This window comes from Streptococcus sp. CL5.50 (genome assembly GCF_049738015.1).
GTDB classification, from domain to species: domain Bacteria; phylum Bacillota; class Bacilli; order Lactobacillales; family Streptococcaceae; genus Streptococcus; species Streptococcus mitis_CA.
In genome coordinates, this window is sequence record NZ_JBKOTR010000013.1 from 1 (window position 1) to 20,747 (window position 20,747).

Here is a 20,747-nt window from a genome sequence, read left to right on the forward strand (position 1 = left end):
ATAATATTGAGACTTTTTTGTAGTTATAGAGTATAGATGCAATATCTACATTTTCAGTGTTAGTGGAATGTTTTTTCTTTTTCACATACAGAATCATTTCTATCAAAATATACAAATGAAGAAATTTCAGTCCTCACTCTAATAGTGTACATTTTAAGTGGAAGTTTTGAAAACTGGAAATTTTTGTACTTTTCCTTAGACAGTGGATAAACCTTTGATGCGACTGAGTTTAAGACGTAATGTACACTCTTTGAAAAATGTACTTTATAATTGAAATGTACTTTATTTTAAGGCAAGATAAAGTACATTTTTTGATTCAGTAGCTTAGATGCGTAATGTACAAAATCAGCCCCTTTTAAACCCCTTGCAAGCCTAAAAACATTGATTTAATAAGGTTTTGAATTTCACTTTTGTTACAGTGTACATTTGAAAAAATTCCAGTTTTTACTTTGATAAGGTACATTTTAGGCAATTTTGAACGAAAAAAATTTTTAGTTATGTTTTGGTTATTAAAACTTTTATAAAAAAGTTGGACTACTGTTTTAAGTTTCTTGCTACATCTTTCCGAAAAACTATAATTTTCTTGAAAAATAAATAAGTCTATGCTATACTACTAGTAGACTTATTTATGGAGAAATACATGAAACGTGAGATTTTACTGGAACGAATCGACAAACTAAAACAAATCATGCCCTGGTATGTTCTTGAATACTACCAATCTAAGCTTGCTGTTCCTTACAGTTTTACAACCTTGTACGAATACCTCAAGGAATATGATCGATTTTTCAGCTGGGTTTTAGAGTCTGGTATCTCAAATGCCGATAAAATATCTGATATTTCTTTATCTGTCTTGGAAAATATGTCTAAGAAAGACATGGAATCCTTTATCCTTTACCTACGTGAACGTCCTTTGCTGAATGCTAATACAACCAAGCAAGGAGTTTCTCAGACAACCATCAATCGGACTTTGTCAGCACTTTCTAGTCTTTACAAATATCTGACCGAGGAGGTTGAAAACGATCAGGGAGAGCCTTATTTTTATCGTAATGTAATGAAGAAAGTTTCAACAAAGAAAAAGAAAGAAACACTTGCTGCCAGAGCTGAAAACATCAAGCAAAAACTTTTTTTAGGTGATGAAACAGAAAGTTTTCTAACTTATATTGACCAAGAGTATCCACAACAACTTTCAAATCGCGCCCTATCTTCATTTAATAAAAATAAAGAACGTGATTTGGCCATTATCGCCCTTCTCTTGGCGTCTGGTGTTCGCTTGTCTGAAGCAGTTAATTTAGATCTAAGAGATCTCAATCTAAAAATGATGGTTATCGATGTCACTCGAAAAGGGGGGAAACGTGACTCTGTCAATGTCGCTGCCTTTGCAAAACCTTATTTAGAAAATTATCTAGCCATTCGAAATCAACGCTATAAGACGGAAAAAACAGATACAGCCCTCTTTCTAACCTTGTATAGAGGTGTTCCAAATCGTATCGATGCTTCCAGCGTTGAAAAAATGGTTGCTAAGTATTCTGAGGACTTCAAAGTCCGTGTAACACCTCATAAACTACGACATACCCTAGCAACTAGGCTCTATGATGCCACTAAATCGCAAGTTTTGGTCAGTCACCAGCTAGGACATGCCAGCACACAAGTCACTGACCTCTATACCCATATCGTCAATGATGAACAAAAAAATGCCTTGGATAGTTTATGATTTTACGTAATATAACTTATGTAAAATATATGTCAAGAAAAGAGGCAGCTAAAAATAAGCAACTTCTTTTTCTTTATATCGGATACCAGTAAAGTAGCGTGGAATATCAATTGTTTCTATATTTTTGAAATTCTCATTTGCCTACTACTAATTTAACCATAGCAAAAATAATGCAGATAAGGAAGGATATTTTTGCTTGCAGGAATTCTAAAAATCAAGCTTTCTGGATTCAAATCTCTTCATAATCACAGTTAAACGCCAACGGTAGAGAACCCCACTCACAATTAGACTAATAATCAAGCCGATCCAGTAAGAATAAGCTCCAAAATCTGTTAGAGAATCAAATAGCATAGCCACTGGGATTGCTACGCCCCAATAGCCAACCAAACCAAGGTAAAAAGGAATAACTGTATCCTTATAACCCCGCAAAATTCCCTGAAGAGGTGCCGCAAATGTATCTGCTAACTGGAAGAAAAGACTATAAGTCAAAAAACGCGCTGTCAAATCGATAAATTCTGAGTCGTTACCATAAAGACTAGCCACATTTCCTCGAAAAATGTAAAGGAAAGATAAGGTGAAGCCTGCAAAAATAAGTGCTGTCCATCTTCCTAGACCAATATAGGTTTTCGCATCATCAAATCGCTTGGCTCCCACTTCATAGGAAACAACAATAGCCATAGCCGATGAGATACTCATAGGAAAGGCGTACATAAGACTTGAAAAGTTCATAGCTGACTGGTGACTAGCAATAATCAAGGACGAGAACTTAGCCATAATCAAGCCAACCACGGAAAAGATAGCCACTTCCGCAAAGACAGTTCCCCCAATAGGCAGACCTAAGCGAACTCCTTCCTTGATTTTATCCATATTAAGCGGAATGCGTTTCTCAAAATGCAAGGCTTTGAGCTTCTCCTGTTTAAATAGAACCAAAACAGAAATCCCCATCAAGACCCAGTAGGCCAAGGATGTTCCTAAACCAGCACCAGCACCTCCCAGTTCTGGAACACCAAAGGCCCCGTAAATCAAGAGATAGTTAAATCCACTATTGAGAGGAAGTAACAAAAGCATGAGGTACATGGACAGTTTGGTCAATCCCAGTGCATCCAGCAAGGAACGAATGACACTAAAGAGCAACAAGGGGATAATCCCGATAGATAAAAGCCAAAGATAGCGAATCGCTACTGCCGCCACCGGTGCTTCTAAGCCAATATGATTCAAGATTGGTGGTGCCAAGAAAAGTACCATCCCCAGCAAGAACACAGATAGACCCAAGGCCAGATAGATGAACTGGTAAAAATCAGACGCAACCTCTTCCTTTTTGCCTCGCCCAAGATGGTGACCAATGATGGGCACCAAGGCTGACACAATACCTGTTAGGAATGTAAAGAAGGGATTCCAAATACTAGTTGCCATAGATACACCAGCCAAGTCCATGGTATTGTATTGACCTGTCATAGTCGTATCAACAAAGGATGCAGAATAATTGGCAAATTGATAAATCAGGATAGGGAAAAATATCTTTAAAAATAAGATAAACTTGTCTTTAAAATGATGGGTTTGGTACATATAGGCTCTCTATTCTTTTTGTTTACAGAGCAGACTCCTACCTAGTTTTGATAGACAATTTGTCCCTTACAGATGGTATATTTAACCTGCCCTTTTAAGGTTTCACCGATGAATGGTGAATTAGCTGCTTTTGAAGCAAAATGGGAGTCCACAAGGCGGTCAGCCTTAGCATCAAAAATAGTGATATCTGCTGGGCCATTCTCAGCCAAGTAACCTGCTTCAAAGTTGTAAAGCTTGGATGGGTTGTATGTCATTTTTTCAAGTAATTCCATCAAGCTTAACTCACCAGCTTCGACCAAATAGGTCAAGCCAAGAGATAGGGATGTTTCCAAACCTGTCATACCAGATGGCGCTTTGGTAATATCCTCGACATTTTTTTCATCCGCATGGTGAGGCGCGTGGTCTGTCGCGATAACTGTGATAACACCTGACTTGAGACCTTCGATAACGGCACGACGGTCTGATTCCAAACGAAGTGGCGGATTCATCTTAGCATTGCTTCCTTGTGTCAAAAGGAGCGCTTCGGTCTTAGAAAAATGCTGTGGTGCTACTTCTGCTGTGACCTGCGCACCTAGCCCCTGAGCAAACTCAACTACTTTAACACTTTCTTCCTTAGACAAATGCTGGATGTGAACATGGGCCTTGGTTGCATAGGCAATCATGACATCACGCGCCATCATAGCATACTCAGCCACCCCAGTAGCACCGCAGATATGGAAATGTTCTTTAGCGATATTTTCATTAAAGCCAAGAATCCCATTCAAACCTGGATCTTCCTCATGGAGACTAATAAAGGTATTAAGCTTTTTGGCTTCCTCCATGGCTTCCTTGACAACTTTACTACTTTCAAGCGGAATACCGTCATCAGAAAAACCAACCGCACCAGCTTCTAAGAGTGCCTTGAAGTCAGTCAAGTCTTGGCCATTAAAGTTCTTAGTAATGGTCGCAACCGTCTTAACATTAATCTTCTCTTTGGCAGCTGAATGGAGAACTTCTTGCAAGGTCTCTACATCCGAGATGGTTGGACTAGTATTAGCCATCATGACAACAGTTGTAAAACCACCTGCCGCAGCTGCTAGTGCCCCAGTATGGATGTCTTCCTTGTGTGTTTGACCAGGTTCACGGAAATGAACATGAATATCGACCAAGCCAGGAGCAACTACAAGACCAGTAGCATCAATTATCTCTGCTCCTTCTTCTTTAATCTCAGGCGCAATTTTGATAATTTTCCCATCTTGAACTAAGACATCACACACTTGATCCAAATCAGACTTGGGATCCATTACACGACCATTTTTAATTAGTAGCATCTGCTTTCTCCTTTATTCATAGAAATCGACTTGGGTATCCAACAATTTATCCCCATCATAAACAAACTTGGCTGAAAAGAAGGGTTTATCCTCTAAAAGCCACTCAACAAAGGTATGGTCACCTTCCCAAGTTGGCTTGCTCAAAACCTCATCATAGGGAACCCATTCTAGCGTTCCCTCGTTGCAGTCAATCAAGTCACCCTCGAACTCCGTCACCTTAAAAACATAGGTGTACCAGTCTAAATCTGGCGTAAATTCAGGAAAAGTGATAACACCTTTTAGAACTGGCTTGGCTTTCAGTCCCGTCTCTTCGAGGATTTCACGCGCCGCGCATTCCTGAGGGGTCTCTCCTCTCTCTAGCTTACCACCCACACCAATCCATTTCCCTTCATGAACATCATTTGGCTTCTTATTACGATGGAGCATGAGCAATTCTTTCCCGTTATCAATGTAGCAAATCGTCGCTAACTGAGGCATATTTTCTCCTTATCTAAGCCAATCGATTGGCTCTTGTCCTGTTTCTTTTAAGAATGCATTGGCCTTGGAAAAAGGCTTGGAACCCCAAAATCCTCTATAAACTGACAAAGGACTAGGATGGGCTGATTCGATAATCAAGTGATGAGGATTGGTAACTAAGGCCTTCTTCTTACGTGCATAAGCTCCCCAGAGTACAAAAACGACTGGTCTATCTAGATGATTGACCACCTGAATCACAGCATCCGTAAAAGGCTCCCATATCTGACCAGCATGACCATTGGCCTGTCCAGCAGGAACTGTCAAACAAGCATTAAGAAGCAAGACTCCTTGCTCAGCCCAAGCTGTCAAATCATGAGATTTCTTAACCCCGATATCATCTGACAATTCTTTCAAGATATTTTGCAAGGATGGTGGAGCTGGGATAGAGTTCGGTACAGAAAAACTCAAGCCCTGCGCTTGACCTGGCCCGTGATAGGGATCCTGTCCCAGAATCACCACCTTAACGTTTTCTAGGGGTGTGGTCAAGAGAGCCTGAAAAACCTTTTCCTTGGGTGGATAAACAGTCCCCTGACCATAAACCTGCTCCATAAACTGATTGATTTTCCCAAAATAACCCTCAGGTAATTGTGCCTTAATCAAAGCATGCCAAGACGAGTGTTCCATAGCCAACTCCTTCGTTTTTACTGCCTCTATTATAGCAAAAAGTGGCTATGGAAACCACTTTTTACAGTTTATCTAAACAATCCAGCAAGTCTTGGTAAGAATGGACTTCGTAAGTCGGTTGGGCTTGTGTGTGATTTTCGAGGTGATGAGGGTTGTACCAGATAGTGTCAATCCCCGCATTATTACCACCTTGAATGTCGGCAGTTAGGGAATCTCCAATCATCAGCGTCTTTTCTTTGCTAAAACCTACAATCTGCTGCCCCATTTTTTCATAAAAGAGGGCATCAGGCTTTTGTGTTTGCAACTGTTCAGAGATAAAGACTTGATTGAAATAAGGTGCTAGACCAGATTGAGCTAAACGCCCTGTCTGAATGGCAGTTATTCCATTTGTCGCAGCATACAAGTCATAATCACGCTCGATGAGGCTATCTAAAAGTTCATGAGCACCTGAAAAAGTTTGCCCCTGTTGGGCGAGGTAAAATTGGTAACGCTGGGCTAGAAAACTACCGTCTTTTTCCTCTCCAAAATGAGCAAATAAACAAGAAAAGCGCGTGTTAACCAGCTCTTGTTTACTGATTTTCTTTTGCTCCAAGTCCTTCCAGAGAGCCTTGTTCATAGGAACATAATAGTCTTTATAAGCCTGAATATCTGCAACCCCTTCTTCTTTTAGAAGTTGCGTTAAAGCCACATCCTCAGCAGCATCAAAATCAAGCAAGGTGTGGTCGAGGTCGAAGAGTAGAAATTTGTAGGACAATTTGGTGTTTTCCTTTCTAAGATAAACAACTTTCACTTCAGCCAGCTGTTTAATGTAAAAACTTAAAAGTGGTATAGTATCACAAAGAATAATCGTTCCAATTGATTAACTAATCCATACTATTCTAGTCAAGTTTATTTTTATTATAGAAAAATCTTCTATAAATTCGAGCAATAGTTAAAATACATACAAATATGACTCCCAAAATAGATAATACTATTTTCACAAAACTCATTTCAGAGCCTATTACATAGATATGAAAAAGAGGGGCTAGTCCTACACATAGAGACAATAGATAATTACTAAATCTTATCTCACCAATTCCTGCAAAAAAATGTTTCATTTTAAATATCCCCATTTTACCTTTCATCTTTATAATCCACTAACAAGCTACTAACAACTCTATTGACTTCTCTTTTTTTTGAAAAATCTTGACAGCAAATTTACTCCACTTAATGCCACTAAAACTTCAATGGGCAAAAAATAGTAATCCCATATCAAATGAGAAATCAGCAATGTTAGAAATAGTATACAGTCAATATAACTATTCTGAAAATACTCTGTAATTACATAATACAGATATACCACAACCATCAAAATTAAAACAACCATCATAATACTATTATCCTGTCCTTCTCACTAACGCTATTTCCAAAATTTAATTTTTTTATGACTTAGTAACGTAATTCCAATTAGCAATACACCTAATATAAATAAAAGTATTTCCCAAAATTTATTCTCAGTTTTAATAAAAGGTATAAGATACATACTAACCAATAGGGAACTTACTCCTAAAAGAGCAAAGACCACTCTGACTTTATCACTTAGTTTAAACATATTTAATTCCCCATAAAATAAGCAGTAGCTACGTTTACTGTAACATTCCCCGTCTTTATGTAGAGATAATCTCCCATCAAGACACCTCATCTCTTCTTACTCAATAGCAGCATAATTATTTGGTGATACGAGTTTCATAAGATTTCTCCTCTTTAACGTTGCATGGTTAGGATAGTTCTCCAATAAGTAATCGTCGACTGCGTTTAAAGCACTTTGTTACCTAGATAAGATATCCTTTCTCTACCTGATTTGATTTTAAAGAGAAATAAGATTTAACCATATCTATCTCATTTCTTATTTTTAAATAGTTCATACTCTTTTTCTCTGATAAAGGGAAGTGAGAAATTAGAAAAAATTAGTAGAATTGAAAACAGATATCCGTCTTTTTGCATTACTAAAACATAACCTAAAAATATATAAATCATCAAATCTAGTGTGAAAAGAGAAAATATCCTCCTTTTCATTACCTTACTTTTCTTAAAGATTCTATTTAATAGAACCTTTATCGTAGTATCTACACAAATTTTTATCAAAAAGATAAGAGCAAATACACGATTAGCAACTGTACCATGAAGAATAAATGGAAATATAGTTAATATAAAACTAGAAATCTCTAAATATTTTATCCAAAGAGATTGAGACATCTTACTTTTAAACTGACTGATTTTCCTATACTCGCTAGCTAATCTAGTATCAAAATCTCTACCAATTTTATTAAAGATTAAGAACTCCAGGATAAAAATACTTATTAATACGATATAAGTAGAAACCTTTCCTGGGAAATATTTATTGATTAAAATTGGAAAACTCATTAACAGAATCGAATTTATAGCCAAACAAATAGATACTATTTTATTCTTCACAGAGTATATAGGTAGCGATACTATTGAATAGAGAAACGCTAAAAAAATAAGCACGAAATACTCTGTGCTGCTAATTAGCGGCGCCCTTAATGATAAAAATAGATAGGCACCCCACACGATGATATGCGCTTTACGAATTGACTCTAGATTACTCATCTACCTACTCCTAATATTTAAAGGGAATCCATTTTTAGTTTACATTCTCTTTCAAACAAGTCATAAGCATTTTATGATATTTCCTTCTTCTACATTAGGTAAAGTTGAAATACATTTTTTGCAAGTGAAAATATTATTATTATTTGAAACCCCCAAATATCTATCCCTTTTCTAGACCTAAACCAAGTCAGATTAAAGATACAAATATAATGATAAGGCTTTCTTTTACTTTAGACTACCATAAAACAAGGAATCTTTCAACAAAATTCATTGGCAAACTACTATTCTAGAAGATTGACAGCTCAAATCTTTCAGAATAGAACAATCCTAACTATCGAATATCCTAACTTCATAAATATCCATGTAATTCTAGACTTAGAATTCCTATAAATTAAATGTTTTCGCACTCTTCTAAGTAATTGATTGCCTTAAATTTTAATTTTTGAAGGATTCTAAAGCTAGAATAGTCCCATCACAATCAGTTTTGAATTATTATACTCAATGAAAATCAAAGAGCAAACTAGGAAACTAGCCGCAGGCTGTACTTGAGTACGGCAAGGCGACGTTGACGTGGTTTGAATTTGATTTTCGAAGAGTATTAACAATTTAGAAACGCTATGATTCCACTCCTTTTACATTAAAAAGGAACTGCCCAAAGCAATCCCTTTCTGATTTTGAAATTATTTACTTAAAATTTGATAGTTGAGATAATCAATAGCCCACCTATAAAAAGAGTTATAGTAAGATTCCTTATTTATTGATTTCAAGCTCCGCCAACTGTGTTTGAATAACTGACAGTTCTGCACCAGCCTGAAGAAGAGCTGCTGCAGTATAGGCACCTTCTACAATTGGAACCCTATTGATCATGATACTTTTATCACTGAAATCAGCCACCATTTCTAAGTTCATTTTAGCAGAACCTAGGTCAAAAAAAGCTAATAAAGTATCTGCTGGATTTTCGGAAACAACCCTATCTACTTGATCAAAACTCGTTCCAATTCCTCCATCTTCGGTTCCTCCTACATAAGTAATCGGAACATCTTTAGCTACTTCACTAATCAGTTCAACAACACCTTGTGCAATGTGTTTGGAATGTGAAACGATAACAAGACCAATACTTCCCATTAAACCACCCCAGTTTCTAAAAGAGAAGTAAAGAGTAATCCTGATGAGAATGATCCAGGATCAATATGTCCAAGAGAACGTTCTCCTACATAAGATGCCCTTCCTTTAGTTGCAAGTAAATCTTTGGTAGCATTCACTACCTGATCAATAACCTCTTGAGTCAATTGACCAGCAGACAAGGCAGCAATAACAGGAGTCCAAACATCAACCATTGTCTTTTCTCCAACTTCTGCTTTCCCACGTTTGACAATCATATCCAAACCGCTTTGTAAGATTTCCTCTATTTTCGAATTAGAATCAGCCTTGGCCATGCCCATAAAAGCAGAGCCATACAAGGGACCAGAAGCACCGCCTACCTTACTCAGTAGTTGCATTGAGACAAGCTTAAACACATCACTGCTGGTCTCAAATTGCTTTCCTTCTAAGTTTTCCATAACTGCAGCCATGCCACGCGCCATATTTCCACCGTGGTCTCCATCTCCTATAGGGGTGTCTAGCTCACTAAGGTAATCTTTCTGTTCTTGAACCTTTTCATTAAAAAGCTTCATCCATTCAAGAGCTTGTTCAGCATTCATTTGACATTTCCTCCTTGAGTTTTACCAAGCTGGTGTAGTAACAGGTGCATTTAGAGCATCCAACCACTCATCATCTGCCAATCGAATCAATGTTAATGACAAGCCAGCCATATCAATTGAGGTCATATAGTTTCCAATTTTCTTAAATGCCAACTCAACACCTTTTTCATGGAGTAATTTAGCCACATCATTTGCAAATACGTATTGTTCCATAAGAGGAGTGCTTCCTAAACCATTGATGAGAAGACCATAGCGTTCACCAGCCTTAAGCTGGAAACCTTCAGATAGTTTTTCAACCAATTCTGAGGCCAATTGTGCTGAAGGTTGCATTTTCTCTTTTTTATATCCTGGCTCACCGTGGATACCAACTCCATATTCAAATTCATCATCTTCTAGAACAAAACCTGGTTTCCCAACTTCTGGAACAGTTGCTCCAGACAAGGCCAGCCCAATTGTTTTAATTTCTAAGACAAGTTTATCGGCCAAGTCCTTCATTTCAGATAATGATTTACCAGAACGAGCTGCAGCACCCAAAATTTTATGGACTAATATAGTACCTGCAACACCTCGACGCCCTTGGGTATAGAGACTATTTTCAACAGCGATATCATCATCAACCACAACGCTTGCTACATCAATGCCTTCCATTTCAGCAAGTTCTTGTGCAATTTCAAAGTTCATAATGTCCCCAGAATAGTTCTTGATGACCATGAAAACTCCAGCACCTTCATCAGCCGCCTTAATGGCTTCTAAAATTTGGTCCGGAGTAGGTGAAGTGAAGACTGCTCCACAAATGGCAGCAGACAACATTCCATCTCCTACAAATCCAGCATGACTTGGTTCATGCCCTGAACCTCCACCTGAAATGAGACCAACTTTTCCTGTCTTTTCTGCCTTTCTAACGATGACATCAAAACCATCTAAGCGTTGAACCAAGTCATCATGCATGAATGACAATCCTTGCAACATTTCATCAACAACTTGTGTCGGTTTATTTATAATTTTTTTCATGAGAAACTCCTTTCGGTATGTACCTTTGTTTTCGCTTTCATTATATATTTTTTATTGCTGGATGATAAGGGACAGATTCTATTATTTGTCCCCTTTTAAACCCGTTTAAAACATTTTTTTGGTAAAATGAAGTAAGTAAAAGAAAGGCTTCCTATGGCATCATCACTTATTACAAAAAAACGGATTGCCAAGGCATTTAGAGACCTATTAGCTACTAGAGAATTTGACAAAATCTCCATTGTAGATATCATGGAATCAGCTGGCATTCGTAGACAGACCTTTTATAATCACTTTCTTGACAAATATGAACTGCTAGACTGGATATTTGAAAATGACTTAACCGAGTATATCACCAATAACTTGGACTTCATTTCAGGCCAAAAACTATTACAAGAATTATTTTTTTATTTCGAACAAGAGCGTGACTTTTATATTCAACTTTTTGATATTCAAGGACAAAATAACTTTTATGACCACTTTATCAGCTACTGTCGCTTGCTTGTATCAAAAATTTTAAGAGAATACGGTCAGATTGATATCGATTCATCTGCTTATACTTGTTTTTTGTTAGACTATCATTCACATGCTCTAGCAGAAATCGTGAAGGCTTACGTCAATAAAAAAAGTCCAGTTCCACAACCAGACTTTCTAATCATGACAATTATTGGAAAGAGACCACAATGACATTTATTTCAAATCATAAACAGAAAATTATTTCAAGTTACATTTCGGCAACTGTCAGCAGTCATCCTGAATTAGAAAAACACCCTACCTTACCATTAGTCTATCAAAAAAATCGCAATCCTCATCAGGTTCCAATATTGTCGGGTGGAGGTTCCGGTCACGAACCTGCGCATATTGGATATGTGGGAGAAGGAATGCTTACCGCTGCTATCTATGGCCAATTATTTACTCCTCCTACAAGAACTGAAATCTTAGAGTCCATTCGTTTTTTAAACAATGGTCACGGTGTCTTCATCATTGTAAAAAATTTCGAAGCAGACATCAAAGAATTTAGCTGGGCCATTAATACTGCTAGACAAGAAGGAATTAAGGTCGGCTATAGTCTAGCACACGACGATATTTCTATTGAACCTCACAATAGATTTCAAATTAGAGGAAGAGGGCTTGCAGGGACAATCTTACTTCATAAAATCCTAGGATTTGCATCTCAAAATGGTGCCGACATAGAACAACTAACCGATTTAGGTCATCAGCTTGCTCCCGAAATCGCAACAATTGGCTTTGCAACGAAATCTGCTAGTCTCCCCCAAGCCACCCGTCCACTATTTAACTTAGAAGAAGGAAATATTTCTTATGGTATTGGGATACATGGAGAAGAAGGCTATCGTATCGTCCCATTCCAATCATCGGAAATTCTTGCAAATGAAATTATAAGTAAATTAAGATTGCACTATCATTGGAAAAAAGGAGATCAATTCATATTACTTATAAATAATCTAGGTACTAGTACCAACCTAGAAATGGGCATATTTGTCAATGATCTCCTTCAACTCTTAGAAATTGAAGGAGTCACTATTACCTTTATAAAATCAGGAACATTTATGACCAGTCTAGATATGGCAGGTATATCCGTAACTCTTTGCCCTGTAAAAAATAAGCAATGGCTAGAAGCCCTCAATGCTACAACGACAGCTTTTGCATGGTAATTTGCTTGTATAACTCAAAAGGGCTACATCACTTGATAGCCTTTTGCTTTTATCTTACGTTTAAAAGAACTCATTCTTGCCATTTCAAATAGTCCATCTATACCTTACAATTCTTCTATCAAAAAACTGGCTGTTCCTCAACAACCAGTTTCTTCATTTTTAAACTAATTTCTTACTGTTCCTCTTCTGAAGGGAAAGCGATGCTATAGCCAAAATAGTAAAGGCTAGACCAACATACCAGTAGGGTTGATCTAGTGTCGTTGAACGACCTGATAGGTGGACGATTCCACGAAAGAGCATTCCTGCTGTTAGTACTGCAACTGCCGAGTTCCACAAGTTTAGACTGAGTCGCCCTAAGTTTGGGATGGTTTTCAACAATAATACCAGAATGATACCCCCTACTAGAGGAACCACAAAGAGATAGTGCATATGAAGGGAGCTCTCCCCAAAACTAAAGGACTCGTAGATACGGCTAAATGCTAAAAAGAAAATAGTGAGTAGACTATAGAAATATAGGGGACTACACTAAAAAGCCATCCAATTTGGATGACTTTTTTTAAAACTATTTACTTAGTTCTCTGATTTTTTACTTTTTTTGAAAAGTGAAATACCAAAGATTCCAGCTAAAATAGCAAGAAGATTCATAGTTAATGGCGAATCAGAAGTTCCTGTATTTGGTAACTGAGCTTTTTCTGGATCTGATTTTTGCTCAGTAGATTGAACATTTTCTGGTTGAACAGGTTTTGGAGCTGGCTCTGGATTCGGTATTGGTTTTGGATCCGGAGTTGGCTCTGGATTTGGTGTTGGCTCTGGATCTGGTGTTGGTTTTGGATCCGGACTTGGTTTTGGATCCGGAGTTGGTTTTGGATCCGGAGTTGGTTTTGGATCCGGAGTTGGTTTTGGATCCGGAGTTGGCTCTGGATCTGGTGTTGGTTTTGGATCTGGTTCTTTCTCATACTCATAGATAACATGAGTTGTACCTTCTTTTAACTGACCTGTTTCAGGTGCAGATGTTGAAGAAACACCAACTAGATTGTATTTTTTACCATCTACAGTGATAGAAGACGGACGCTCATCTGCGTTTTCAGCAGCATTATAAGTCACAAGATTTCCGTCAGATCCATAAATAGAAGTTAATGGTGTGTCTTTATAAGTCTCCTTAATAGATTGATTTGTTCCTTTAATCACATAGTCTACCACTACATCTCCATAATGAAGCGTAGAAACATCCTGATCAGCCATATCTTCAAATTCTGAAGCATAATATTTAACAGAAGGATTGTATTTCGAGTTAAAAATTTTAACATAATTAAAGAAGGTCTCAGGATTAATATTAACATCATGAGGAATAGTTTTCCAGTCACCGTTATTTGGTGTGATATAAGTATTTTGGTTTGAAACTGACCTAATTAGATGATCATTCTGAACATAAGTATCATCTACTAAGCTTGGATTAGCTAGAGCACCATAAGTATTTTTTCCATTACTGTCTTTATAATATGGGCGAGTTTGAGGATAATCTTCTAGAATTTGGCAACCTTCTTCATATGAACCAAGCCTACTTTCAGAAGAACATTTCCAACCAAATCTAGCGTCAATTGGTAAGTACTTGATCTTCTTAGCTTCCTCCAAGGGTACGGTCACAGATACACGAAAAGCAGTTGATCTCAATGTTTGTGAACTAACAGCATATATATTAACTTTATCATTGAAAGATTCACGTTCACTGTCATAATAATCATTCATATTAACAATGGAAGGTTTCTTACCAGCCGCTAGTTCTTCTGCAGTTGGAACAATCTCCTTTCCATCAGTTGATTCCATATCTTTATTATACGAAAACTCTTTCATAGGAACATTGACATCTACAGGATTTTCATTAGCATCACGTGTTCCGATCAAAGTGAAATCAACTTTAGAACCAACTATTTCTGGTATACGAACACGAACGCCTTCGACTGTTTCGCCATGAGTACTTGAGTGCATTCCTTTAAAGGCTACGGTGTAATTGTAGACGACACTTTTACCATCTTCACTAAAATGTGCTGGAAGCCCTTCAACATTGACGTAACCGCCTTCATCAATGATATTGCTACCATCTGGTTCGTCTGATTTTCGTGAGGTGTCACTAGTAGGGTCTGGTGCAACCCTATTGTCTACTGAAGAAGTGTTCTCAGCATCAGTTGAATTAGTAATACCTAGTGTCTCTGAAACATTTGCTGGTTCGCTATTAGTTCCTTCAGCTTGAACTACTGACTGAGAAACTAAATTTAGAGCAAAGACAGACATTGTAATGATGCCAAACTTAGTAAGTTTTTTCATACAGTTTTTCCCCTTAAATGGAAGGAATCATGCATTAGCAAAATCCCATATATTAATAACATTTCTACAAACATTATACCATATAAACGCTTAATTCACAAACAATCATTTAATAAGTTTAACAATATTACATGTTATTTGGGGAAGGAGAATAATTATTTGATATTACATCATAAAGTACATAAAAAATTGAATAAAGATTCCTTCATTCGATTTTTTCTTTTAACTTTTCAACAAAGAGATAGGCTGCTGGACAGGTCAAAGTATTCTTAATCGTTAAATGATTGATTTGATGAATTTTTTTACGGTCCGTATGGGGAAATTCTCGACAGGCCTTTGGACGAACTTCATAGATGGAACAGAGATTATCTCCTCCTAGAAAGGGACAAGGCATGGATTTAAAAACCTTATCACCATCTTCATCTACCTGCAGAAACTCCGCTTCAAAAGCTGGTAATTTCATCTTAAAGTACTTAGCAATACGAGTGATGTCTGCTTCCTTGAAGTCAGGTCCCAATGTCTTGCAACAGTTAGCACAGGCGGTACAATCAATCTCTGCAAAGACTTCTTGATGAATCTGCTGGACAATTTTATCCAAGTTCTTAGGTGGCTTTTTCTTTAAATTTGCTAAAACTTTTCGATGCTCCTTCTGCTTTTGCAAGGCTAGCTGGTGGTAATACTCAATATCAATTTCTTTAGACATGATTTCTCTCTTATTCTATTTGTTTCTCCTATTATATCATGCCTCTTCATCATTGAAAAGTGGACTTCACAAGACTATACTATTCCCGAATGTATCAAAAAACCTTGCAACTAAGTTACAAGGTTAATGACATTAATCGAAGTTAACGTATTCTTTTTGAAGTTCAAGAACTTCTTCCATTGTTGAACACTCTGTAAGGGCACGATTAGCGTACTCCTCCATCTTAGCAGTGTCCAATTTCTTCATCAAGCTACGTGTACGAAGGACCGATGTGGCTGACATAGAGAACTCATCCAAGCCCATTCCGACAAGAAGTGGAACAGCTTTTTGATCGCCAGCCATCTCACCACACATACCAGCCCATTTACCTTCAGCGTGAGCTGCCTTGATAACGTTGTTGATCAGGCGAAGGATTGATGGGTTATATGGTTGGTAAAGGTATGAAACTTGCTCGTTCATACGGTCTGCTGCCATTGTGTATTGGATCAAGTCGTTTGTACCAATTGAGAAGAAGTCAACTTCTTTAGCAAATTGGTCTGCAAGCATCGCTGCTGCAGGGATTTCAATCATGATACCAACTTGGATATCATCCGCAACTGCAACTCCTTCAGCAAGAAGGTTTGCTTTTTCTTCATCAAAGACTGCTTTAGCTGCACGGAATTCTTTCAATAGGGCAACCATTGGGAACATGATACGCAATTGACCATGAACAGAAGCACGAAGAAGAGCGCGGATCTGTGTGCGGAACATAGCATCTCCAGTTTCAGAAATAGAGATACGAAGGGCACGGAATCCAAGGAATGGGTTCATTTCATGTGGCATATCGAAGTAAGGAAGTTCCTTATCTCCACCGATATCCATTGTACGAACAACCACTGGTTTACCATTCATTCCTTCAAGAACAGCTTTGTATGCTTCATACTGCTCATCTTCTGTTGGGAAGTCTTGAGAATCCATGTACAAGAACTCTGTACGGTAAAGTCCAACAGCTTCTGCACCGTTGTTGTTAACACCTTCAACGTCTTTTGGAGTACCGATGTTAGCTGCCAACTCGAAGTGTTTACCGTCAGCAGTCACTGTTTGAGCATCTTTCAAAAGTGCCCATTCAGCTTTTTGTTTAGCATAAGCTTCACCAGCTGCTTTAAATTCTGCCGCTTGTTCATCTGTTGGGTTGATAATCACTTCACCAGTAATTCCGTTAACGGCAAGGATATCGCCGTCTTTCACTACTTCAGTGATGTTATTTGTTCCCAATACAGCTGCAATTTCAAGTGTACGTGCCATGATAGCTGAGTGGCTTGTACGTCCACCGATGTTTGTTACAAAAGCTTTTACAAAGTTTTTGTCCAATTGAGCTGTATCAGATGGTGTCAAGTCATGCGCAATTACGATTACTTCTTCATTGATAGAAGCTGGGTTTGGCAATTTTTTACCAAGAAGGTTTGCCAATACACGTTTTGTCACGTCGCGGATATCCGCTGCACGTTCTTGCATGTATGGGTTATCTTCCATGCCTTCAAAGATCGTGATGAACATGTCAGTCACTTCTTTAAGACCTGCTTCAGCATTGACTTTCTTAGCACGGATTGTTTCTTTAATCTGACCAATCAATTCTGGGTCAGCAAGAACCATCAAATGAGCGTCAAAAACTTGAGCCGCTTCTTCACCAAGCGTACCTACAGCTTTCTCACGGATAAGAGAAAGCTCGTTTTGAGAAGCTTCAAGAGCTACATCCAAACGAGCCTCTTCTGCGTTTGTATCTTCGACTGAAACAGTATCGAATGACAAATCCGGTTGAACGAGTAGATATGCTTTTGCAACGGCAACACCGTCAGATGCTGCGATTCCTTTAAGCATTTCTGTCATCTTCCTTATGCCAATCCTTCTTTTTCCATTGTTTCTGAGATTGCAGCGATAGCATCATCTGCATCTGCACCTTCAGCTGAGATAGTTACGTCAGCACCTTGGCCAACACCAAGACTCATAACACCCATGATTGATTTAAGGTTAACTGATTTACCTTTGTACTCAAGAGTGATATCTGAAGCAAATTTGCTTGCAGTTTGTACCAACAATGTTGCTGGACGTGCGTGAATACCTGTTTCTGCCACTACGTGGAAATCTTTAGAAGCCATAGTTTGACTCTCCTTTTGTTCTTTCTTTTTTGAGTTATATGTGATAACCCTTACAATTTGGTATTATATCATCTTCTAGGATTTTTTTCAAGTATTTTATGGGATTTATTCGATTTCCTTTCAGATAACTTGCTGAAAATCTTCTATTCTAGATAACAAAACACAGGATATAGTTTTCCAAAAAACTACTTCTAGGATAATTATCACTATTTCATAAAACAAACACTACATATTGTGTTTTGTAACCTTGAGTAGAAAAATAGACCACTATATTTAGTTTTAAATCATTGACAAAAATTTATTTTCTGATATACTAAGAAAGTAATCTATTTTGAAAGAGGAGTTACACAATGGTAACCGTTTATTCTAAAAACAACTGTGTCCAATGTAAGATGACCAAACGTTTCTTGGACAGTAATAATGTCGCTTATCGTGAAATCAATCTTGATGAGCAACCTGAGTACATCGATCAAGTTAAAGAGCTCGGTTTCAGCGCAGCTCCTGTTATCCAAACACCAACTGAAGTCTTTTCAGGTTTCCAACCAGGAAAGTTGAAACAATTAGCATAATCTTAGTACATCATCCAGAAGAAACTGCTTCTAGGGCTAACTTAGAAGCCTTTCTTTTGTAATTAGATAAGGGAAATTTTATGGGATTAAAACATCTTGAGGACGTGACTTACTTCCGTCTCAATAACGAAATCAACCGTCCTGTCAATGGACAAATCATGCTTCATAAAGATAAGGAAGCCTTGGATGCTTTCTTTAAAGAAAATGTAGTTCCAAACACTATGGTTTTTGATTCAATCAAAGATAAAATCAAATACCTCATTGAACACAACTACATCGAAACAGCCTTTATCAAGAAATACCGTCCAGAGTTTTTGGAAGAATTGTCTCAATTTATCAAAGAACAAAACTTCCAATTCAAGTCTTTCATGGCAGCTTATAAATTTTACAATCAATATGCCTTGAAGACAAACGACGGTGAATATTATCTTGAAAGTATGGAAGACCGCGTCTTCTTTAACGCCCTTTATTTCGCTGATGGCAATGAAGCTGTTGCCATCGATATTGCCAATGAAATCATCCACCAACGCTACCAACCTGCTACTCCTTCCTTCTTGAATGCTGGACGTGCTCGTCGTGGTGAATTGGTATCATGTTTCCTGATCCAAGTAACTGATGATATGAACTCTATCGGACGTTCTATCAACTCAGCTCTTCAACTTTCACGTATCGGTGGTGGTGTGGGAATTACTCTCAGCAACCTTCGTGAAGCTGGTGCACCTATCAAAGGCTATGAAGGAGCAGCTTCTGGGGTCGTTCCAGTTATGAAACTTTTCGAAGATAGCTTCTCTTACTCAAACCAATTGGGTCAACGTCAAGGTGCTGGTGTTGTCTACCTCAACGTCTTCCACCCAGATATTATCGCCTTCCTTTCAACTAAGAAAGAAAACGCCGATGAAAAAGTTCGTGTAAAGACCCTTTCACTTGGTGTTGTAGTACCCGATAAATTCTACGAATTGGCTCGTAAAAATGAAGAAATGTATCTCTTCAGCCCATACTCAGTAGAGCTTGAATACGGTGTGCCATTTAACTACATCGACATCACTGAAAAATACGATGAATTGGTCGCAAATCCAAATATCCGCAAGACAAAAATCAAGGCGCGTGATTTGGAAACTGAAATCTCTAAATTGCAACAAGAGTCTGGTTACCCTTATGTCGTCAACATTGATACGGCTAACCGTGCAAATCCTGTTGATGGTAAGATTATCATGAGTAACTTGTGTTCTGAGATTCTTCAAGTCCAAGAACCAAGCTTGATCAACGATGCTCAAGAATTCCTTCAAATGGGAACGGACGTTTCATGTAACCTTGGTTCAACCAACGTGGTTAACATGATGACTTCCCCTGACTTTGGTCGTTCTATCCGTGCTATGGTTCGTGCCCTTACTTTCGTTACAGATAGTTCACACATCGTAGCTGTACCAACGATTGACCATGGAAATAGCCAAGCCCACACCTTTGGTCTTGGTGCCATGGGACTTCACAGCTACCTTGCCCAACAACTGATTGAGTATGGATCACCTGAGTCTGTTGAATTCACCAGCATCTACTTCATGCTTATGAACTACTGGACCTTGGTAGAGTCAAACAATATCTCGCGTGAACGTGGTATTACCTTCCACAACTTTGAAAAATCAGACTATGCTAACGGAAGCTACTTCGACAAGTATGTAACTGGCGAATTTGTTCCAAAATCAGACCGTGTTAAAGAACTTTTCAAAGATGTCTTTATCCCAAGTGCTGCTGACTGGGCTGAACTGCGCGACAAGGTTCAAGCAGATGGACTTTACCACCAGAACCGCCTTGCTGTAGCTCCAAATGGTTCTATCAGTTACATCAACGATGTTTCTGCTTCTATCCACCCGATTACGCAACGTATCGAAGAACGTCAAGAAAAGAAAATCGGTAAAATCTACTATCCTGCTGCTGGCTTGTCAACAGAAACCATTCCTTACTACACTTCTGCTTACGACATGGATATGCGTAAGGTGATTGATGTCTACGCTGCTGCAACTGAGCACGTGGACCAAGGACTTTCACTCACACTCTTTATGCGTAGTGACATTCCAAAAGGACTTTACGAATGGAAGAAAGAAAACAAACAAACGACACGTGACTTGTCAATCCTTCGTAACTATGCCTTTAACAAGGGTATCAAGTCTATCTACTACGTCCGTACCTTTACAGATGATGGTGGAGAAGTCGGTGCTAACCAATGTGAAAGCTGTGTGATTTAATCTTTGCTTGAGGAAACTACATTTTCTCAGATAAGTATTCATTCACCCTGCTAAACTAAA

Annotated in this window: 20 protein-coding genes and 1 pseudogene; 5 read left to right on the top strand and 16 right to left on the bottom strand. The window is 38.1% G+C overall.

The window, feature by feature from the left end:
* The first annotated feature begins 640 nt into the window (after positions 1-640).
* Positions 641-1,711, top strand: coding sequence for a tyrosine recombinase XerS (gene xerS, locus ACLNCV_RS08150; RefSeq protein WP_084926368.1), 1,071 nt, complete (start codon positions 641-643; stop codon positions 1,709-1,711).
* 207 nt (positions 1,712-1,918) lie between these two features.
* On the opposite strand, the gene pdrM is transcribed toward xerS, so the two are convergent.
* From pdrM to dhaK, 11 genes are all read right to left on the bottom strand, one after another.
* Entirely contained in the window at positions 1,919-3,277 is a 1,359-nt protein-coding gene (gene pdrM, locus ACLNCV_RS08155) for a sodium-coupled multidrug efflux MATE transporter PdrM (RefSeq protein ID WP_424845077.1), read from the bottom strand.
* 41 nt (positions 3,278-3,318) lie between these two features.
* The gene (locus ACLNCV_RS08160) at positions 3,319-4,587 is read right to left on the bottom strand and encodes a dihydroorotase (RefSeq protein ID WP_424845078.1); all 1,269 of its coding nucleotides are present in this window, start codon (positions 4,585-4,587) and stop codon (positions 3,319-3,321) included.
* 12 nt (positions 4,588-4,599) lie between these two features.
* Entirely contained in the window at positions 4,600-5,064 is a 465-nt protein-coding gene (locus ACLNCV_RS08165; RefSeq protein ID WP_001135768.1) for an NUDIX hydrolase, read from the bottom strand.
* A gap of 9 nt (positions 5,065-5,073) precedes the next feature.
* Positions 5,074-5,727, bottom strand: a complete 654-nt coding sequence (locus tag ACLNCV_RS08170) for a uracil-DNA glycosylase (protein ID WP_153210383.1) — start codon at positions 5,725-5,727, stop codon at positions 5,074-5,076.
* A gap of 61 nt (positions 5,728-5,788) precedes the next feature.
* Positions 5,789-6,481 (bottom strand): YjjG family noncanonical pyrimidine nucleotidase, encoded by a 693-nt coding sequence (locus ACLNCV_RS08175; RefSeq protein WP_049544589.1) that lies wholly within the window; start codon positions 6,479-6,481, stop codon positions 5,789-5,791.
* A 124-nt stretch (positions 6,482-6,605) separates the two neighbouring features.
* On the bottom strand, positions 6,606-6,824 hold the full coding sequence (locus tag ACLNCV_RS08180) for a hypothetical protein (protein ID WP_084888092.1): 219 nt from the start codon (positions 6,822-6,824) through the stop codon (positions 6,606-6,608).
* Between the two features lie 59 nt (positions 6,825-6,883).
* Entirely contained in the window at positions 6,884-7,096 is a 213-nt protein-coding gene (locus ACLNCV_RS08185; protein WP_033628842.1) for a hypothetical protein, read from the bottom strand.
* Positions 7,097-7,605: 509 nt separating this feature from the next.
* On the bottom strand, positions 7,606-8,337 hold the full coding sequence (locus ACLNCV_RS08190; protein ID WP_261117362.1) for a hypothetical protein: 732 nt from the start codon (positions 8,335-8,337) through the stop codon (positions 7,606-7,608).
* A 750-nt stretch (positions 8,338-9,087) separates the two neighbouring features.
* Positions 9,088-9,462 carry a dihydroxyacetone kinase phosphoryl donor subunit DhaM gene (dhaM, locus tag ACLNCV_RS08195; protein ID WP_045611539.1) on the bottom strand — a complete coding sequence of 125 codons (375 nt, stop codon included), beginning with the start codon at positions 9,460-9,462 and terminating at the stop codon, positions 9,088-9,090.
* Positions 9,462-10,037 carry a dihydroxyacetone kinase subunit DhaL gene (dhaL, locus tag ACLNCV_RS08200; protein ID WP_045611538.1) on the bottom strand — a complete coding sequence of 192 codons (576 nt, stop codon included), beginning with the start codon at positions 10,035-10,037 and terminating at the stop codon, positions 9,462-9,464. The genes dhaM and dhaL overlap by 1 nt, the downstream gene beginning before the upstream one ends.
* A 21-nt stretch (positions 10,038-10,058) precedes the next feature.
* Positions 10,059-11,048 carry a dihydroxyacetone kinase subunit DhaK gene (dhaK, locus tag ACLNCV_RS08205; protein ID WP_261126507.1) on the bottom strand — a complete coding sequence of 330 codons (990 nt, stop codon included), beginning with the start codon at positions 11,046-11,048 and terminating at the stop codon, positions 10,059-10,061.
* 153 nt (positions 11,049-11,201) lie between these two features.
* Here dhaK and dhaS point away from each other — a divergent pair, with 153 nt between their 5' ends.
* Together dhaS and dhaQ are read left to right on the top strand one after the other, a co-directional pair.
* Entirely contained in the window at positions 11,202-11,732 is a 531-nt protein-coding gene (gene dhaS, locus ACLNCV_RS08210; protein WP_000168606.1) for a dihydroxyacetone kinase transcriptional activator DhaS, read from the top strand.
* Positions 11,729-12,718, top strand: a complete 990-nt coding sequence (gene dhaQ / locus ACLNCV_RS08215) for a DhaKLM operon coactivator DhaQ (protein WP_261126506.1) — start codon at positions 11,729-11,731, stop codon at positions 12,716-12,718. The genes dhaS and dhaQ overlap by 4 nt, the downstream gene beginning before the upstream one ends.
* Positions 12,719-12,877: 159 nt before the next feature.
* Here dhaQ and ACLNCV_RS08220 read toward each other — a convergent pair.
* The 5 genes and pseudogenes from ACLNCV_RS08220 to ACLNCV_RS08240 all read right to left on the bottom strand — a co-directional run.
* Positions 12,878-13,225: pseudogene (locus ACLNCV_RS08220) on the bottom strand (hypothetical protein); the annotation flags it as partial.
* Between the two features lie 63 nt (positions 13,226-13,288).
* The gene (locus ACLNCV_RS08225; protein ID WP_424845079.1) at positions 13,289-15,040 is read right to left on the bottom strand and encodes an LPXTG cell wall anchor domain-containing protein; all 1,752 of its coding nucleotides are present in this window, start codon (positions 15,038-15,040) and stop codon (positions 13,289-13,291) included.
* Between the two features lie 205 nt (positions 15,041-15,245).
* Positions 15,246-15,743 carry a YkgJ family cysteine cluster protein gene (locus ACLNCV_RS08230; protein ID WP_004254496.1) on the bottom strand — a complete coding sequence of 166 codons (498 nt, stop codon included), beginning with the start codon at positions 15,741-15,743 and terminating at the stop codon, positions 15,246-15,248.
* A gap of 132 nt (positions 15,744-15,875) precedes the next feature.
* Complete coding sequence (gene ptsP, locus ACLNCV_RS08235; protein WP_025171156.1) at positions 15,876-17,609, bottom strand: phosphoenolpyruvate--protein phosphotransferase; 1,734 nt, start codon at positions 17,607-17,609, stop codon at positions 15,876-15,878.
* Between the two features lie 5 nt (positions 17,610-17,614).
* Positions 17,615-17,878, bottom strand: a complete 264-nt coding sequence (locus ACLNCV_RS08240) for a phosphocarrier protein HPr (protein WP_000146947.1) — start codon at positions 17,876-17,878, stop codon at positions 17,615-17,617.
* Between the two features lie 350 nt (positions 17,879-18,228).
* Here ACLNCV_RS08240 and nrdH point away from each other — a divergent pair, with 350 nt between their 5' ends.
* Entirely contained in the window at positions 18,229-18,447 is a 219-nt protein-coding gene (gene nrdH, locus ACLNCV_RS08245) for a glutaredoxin-like protein NrdH (protein WP_000259240.1), read from the top strand.
* An 80-nt stretch (positions 18,448-18,527) separates the two neighbouring features.
* On the top strand, positions 18,528-20,687 hold the full coding sequence (nrdE, locus tag ACLNCV_RS08250) for a class 1b ribonucleoside-diphosphate reductase subunit alpha (RefSeq protein WP_261126504.1): 2,160 nt from the start codon (positions 18,528-18,530) through the stop codon (positions 20,685-20,687).
* The last annotated feature ends 60 nt before the right edge of the window (positions 20,688-20,747 follow it).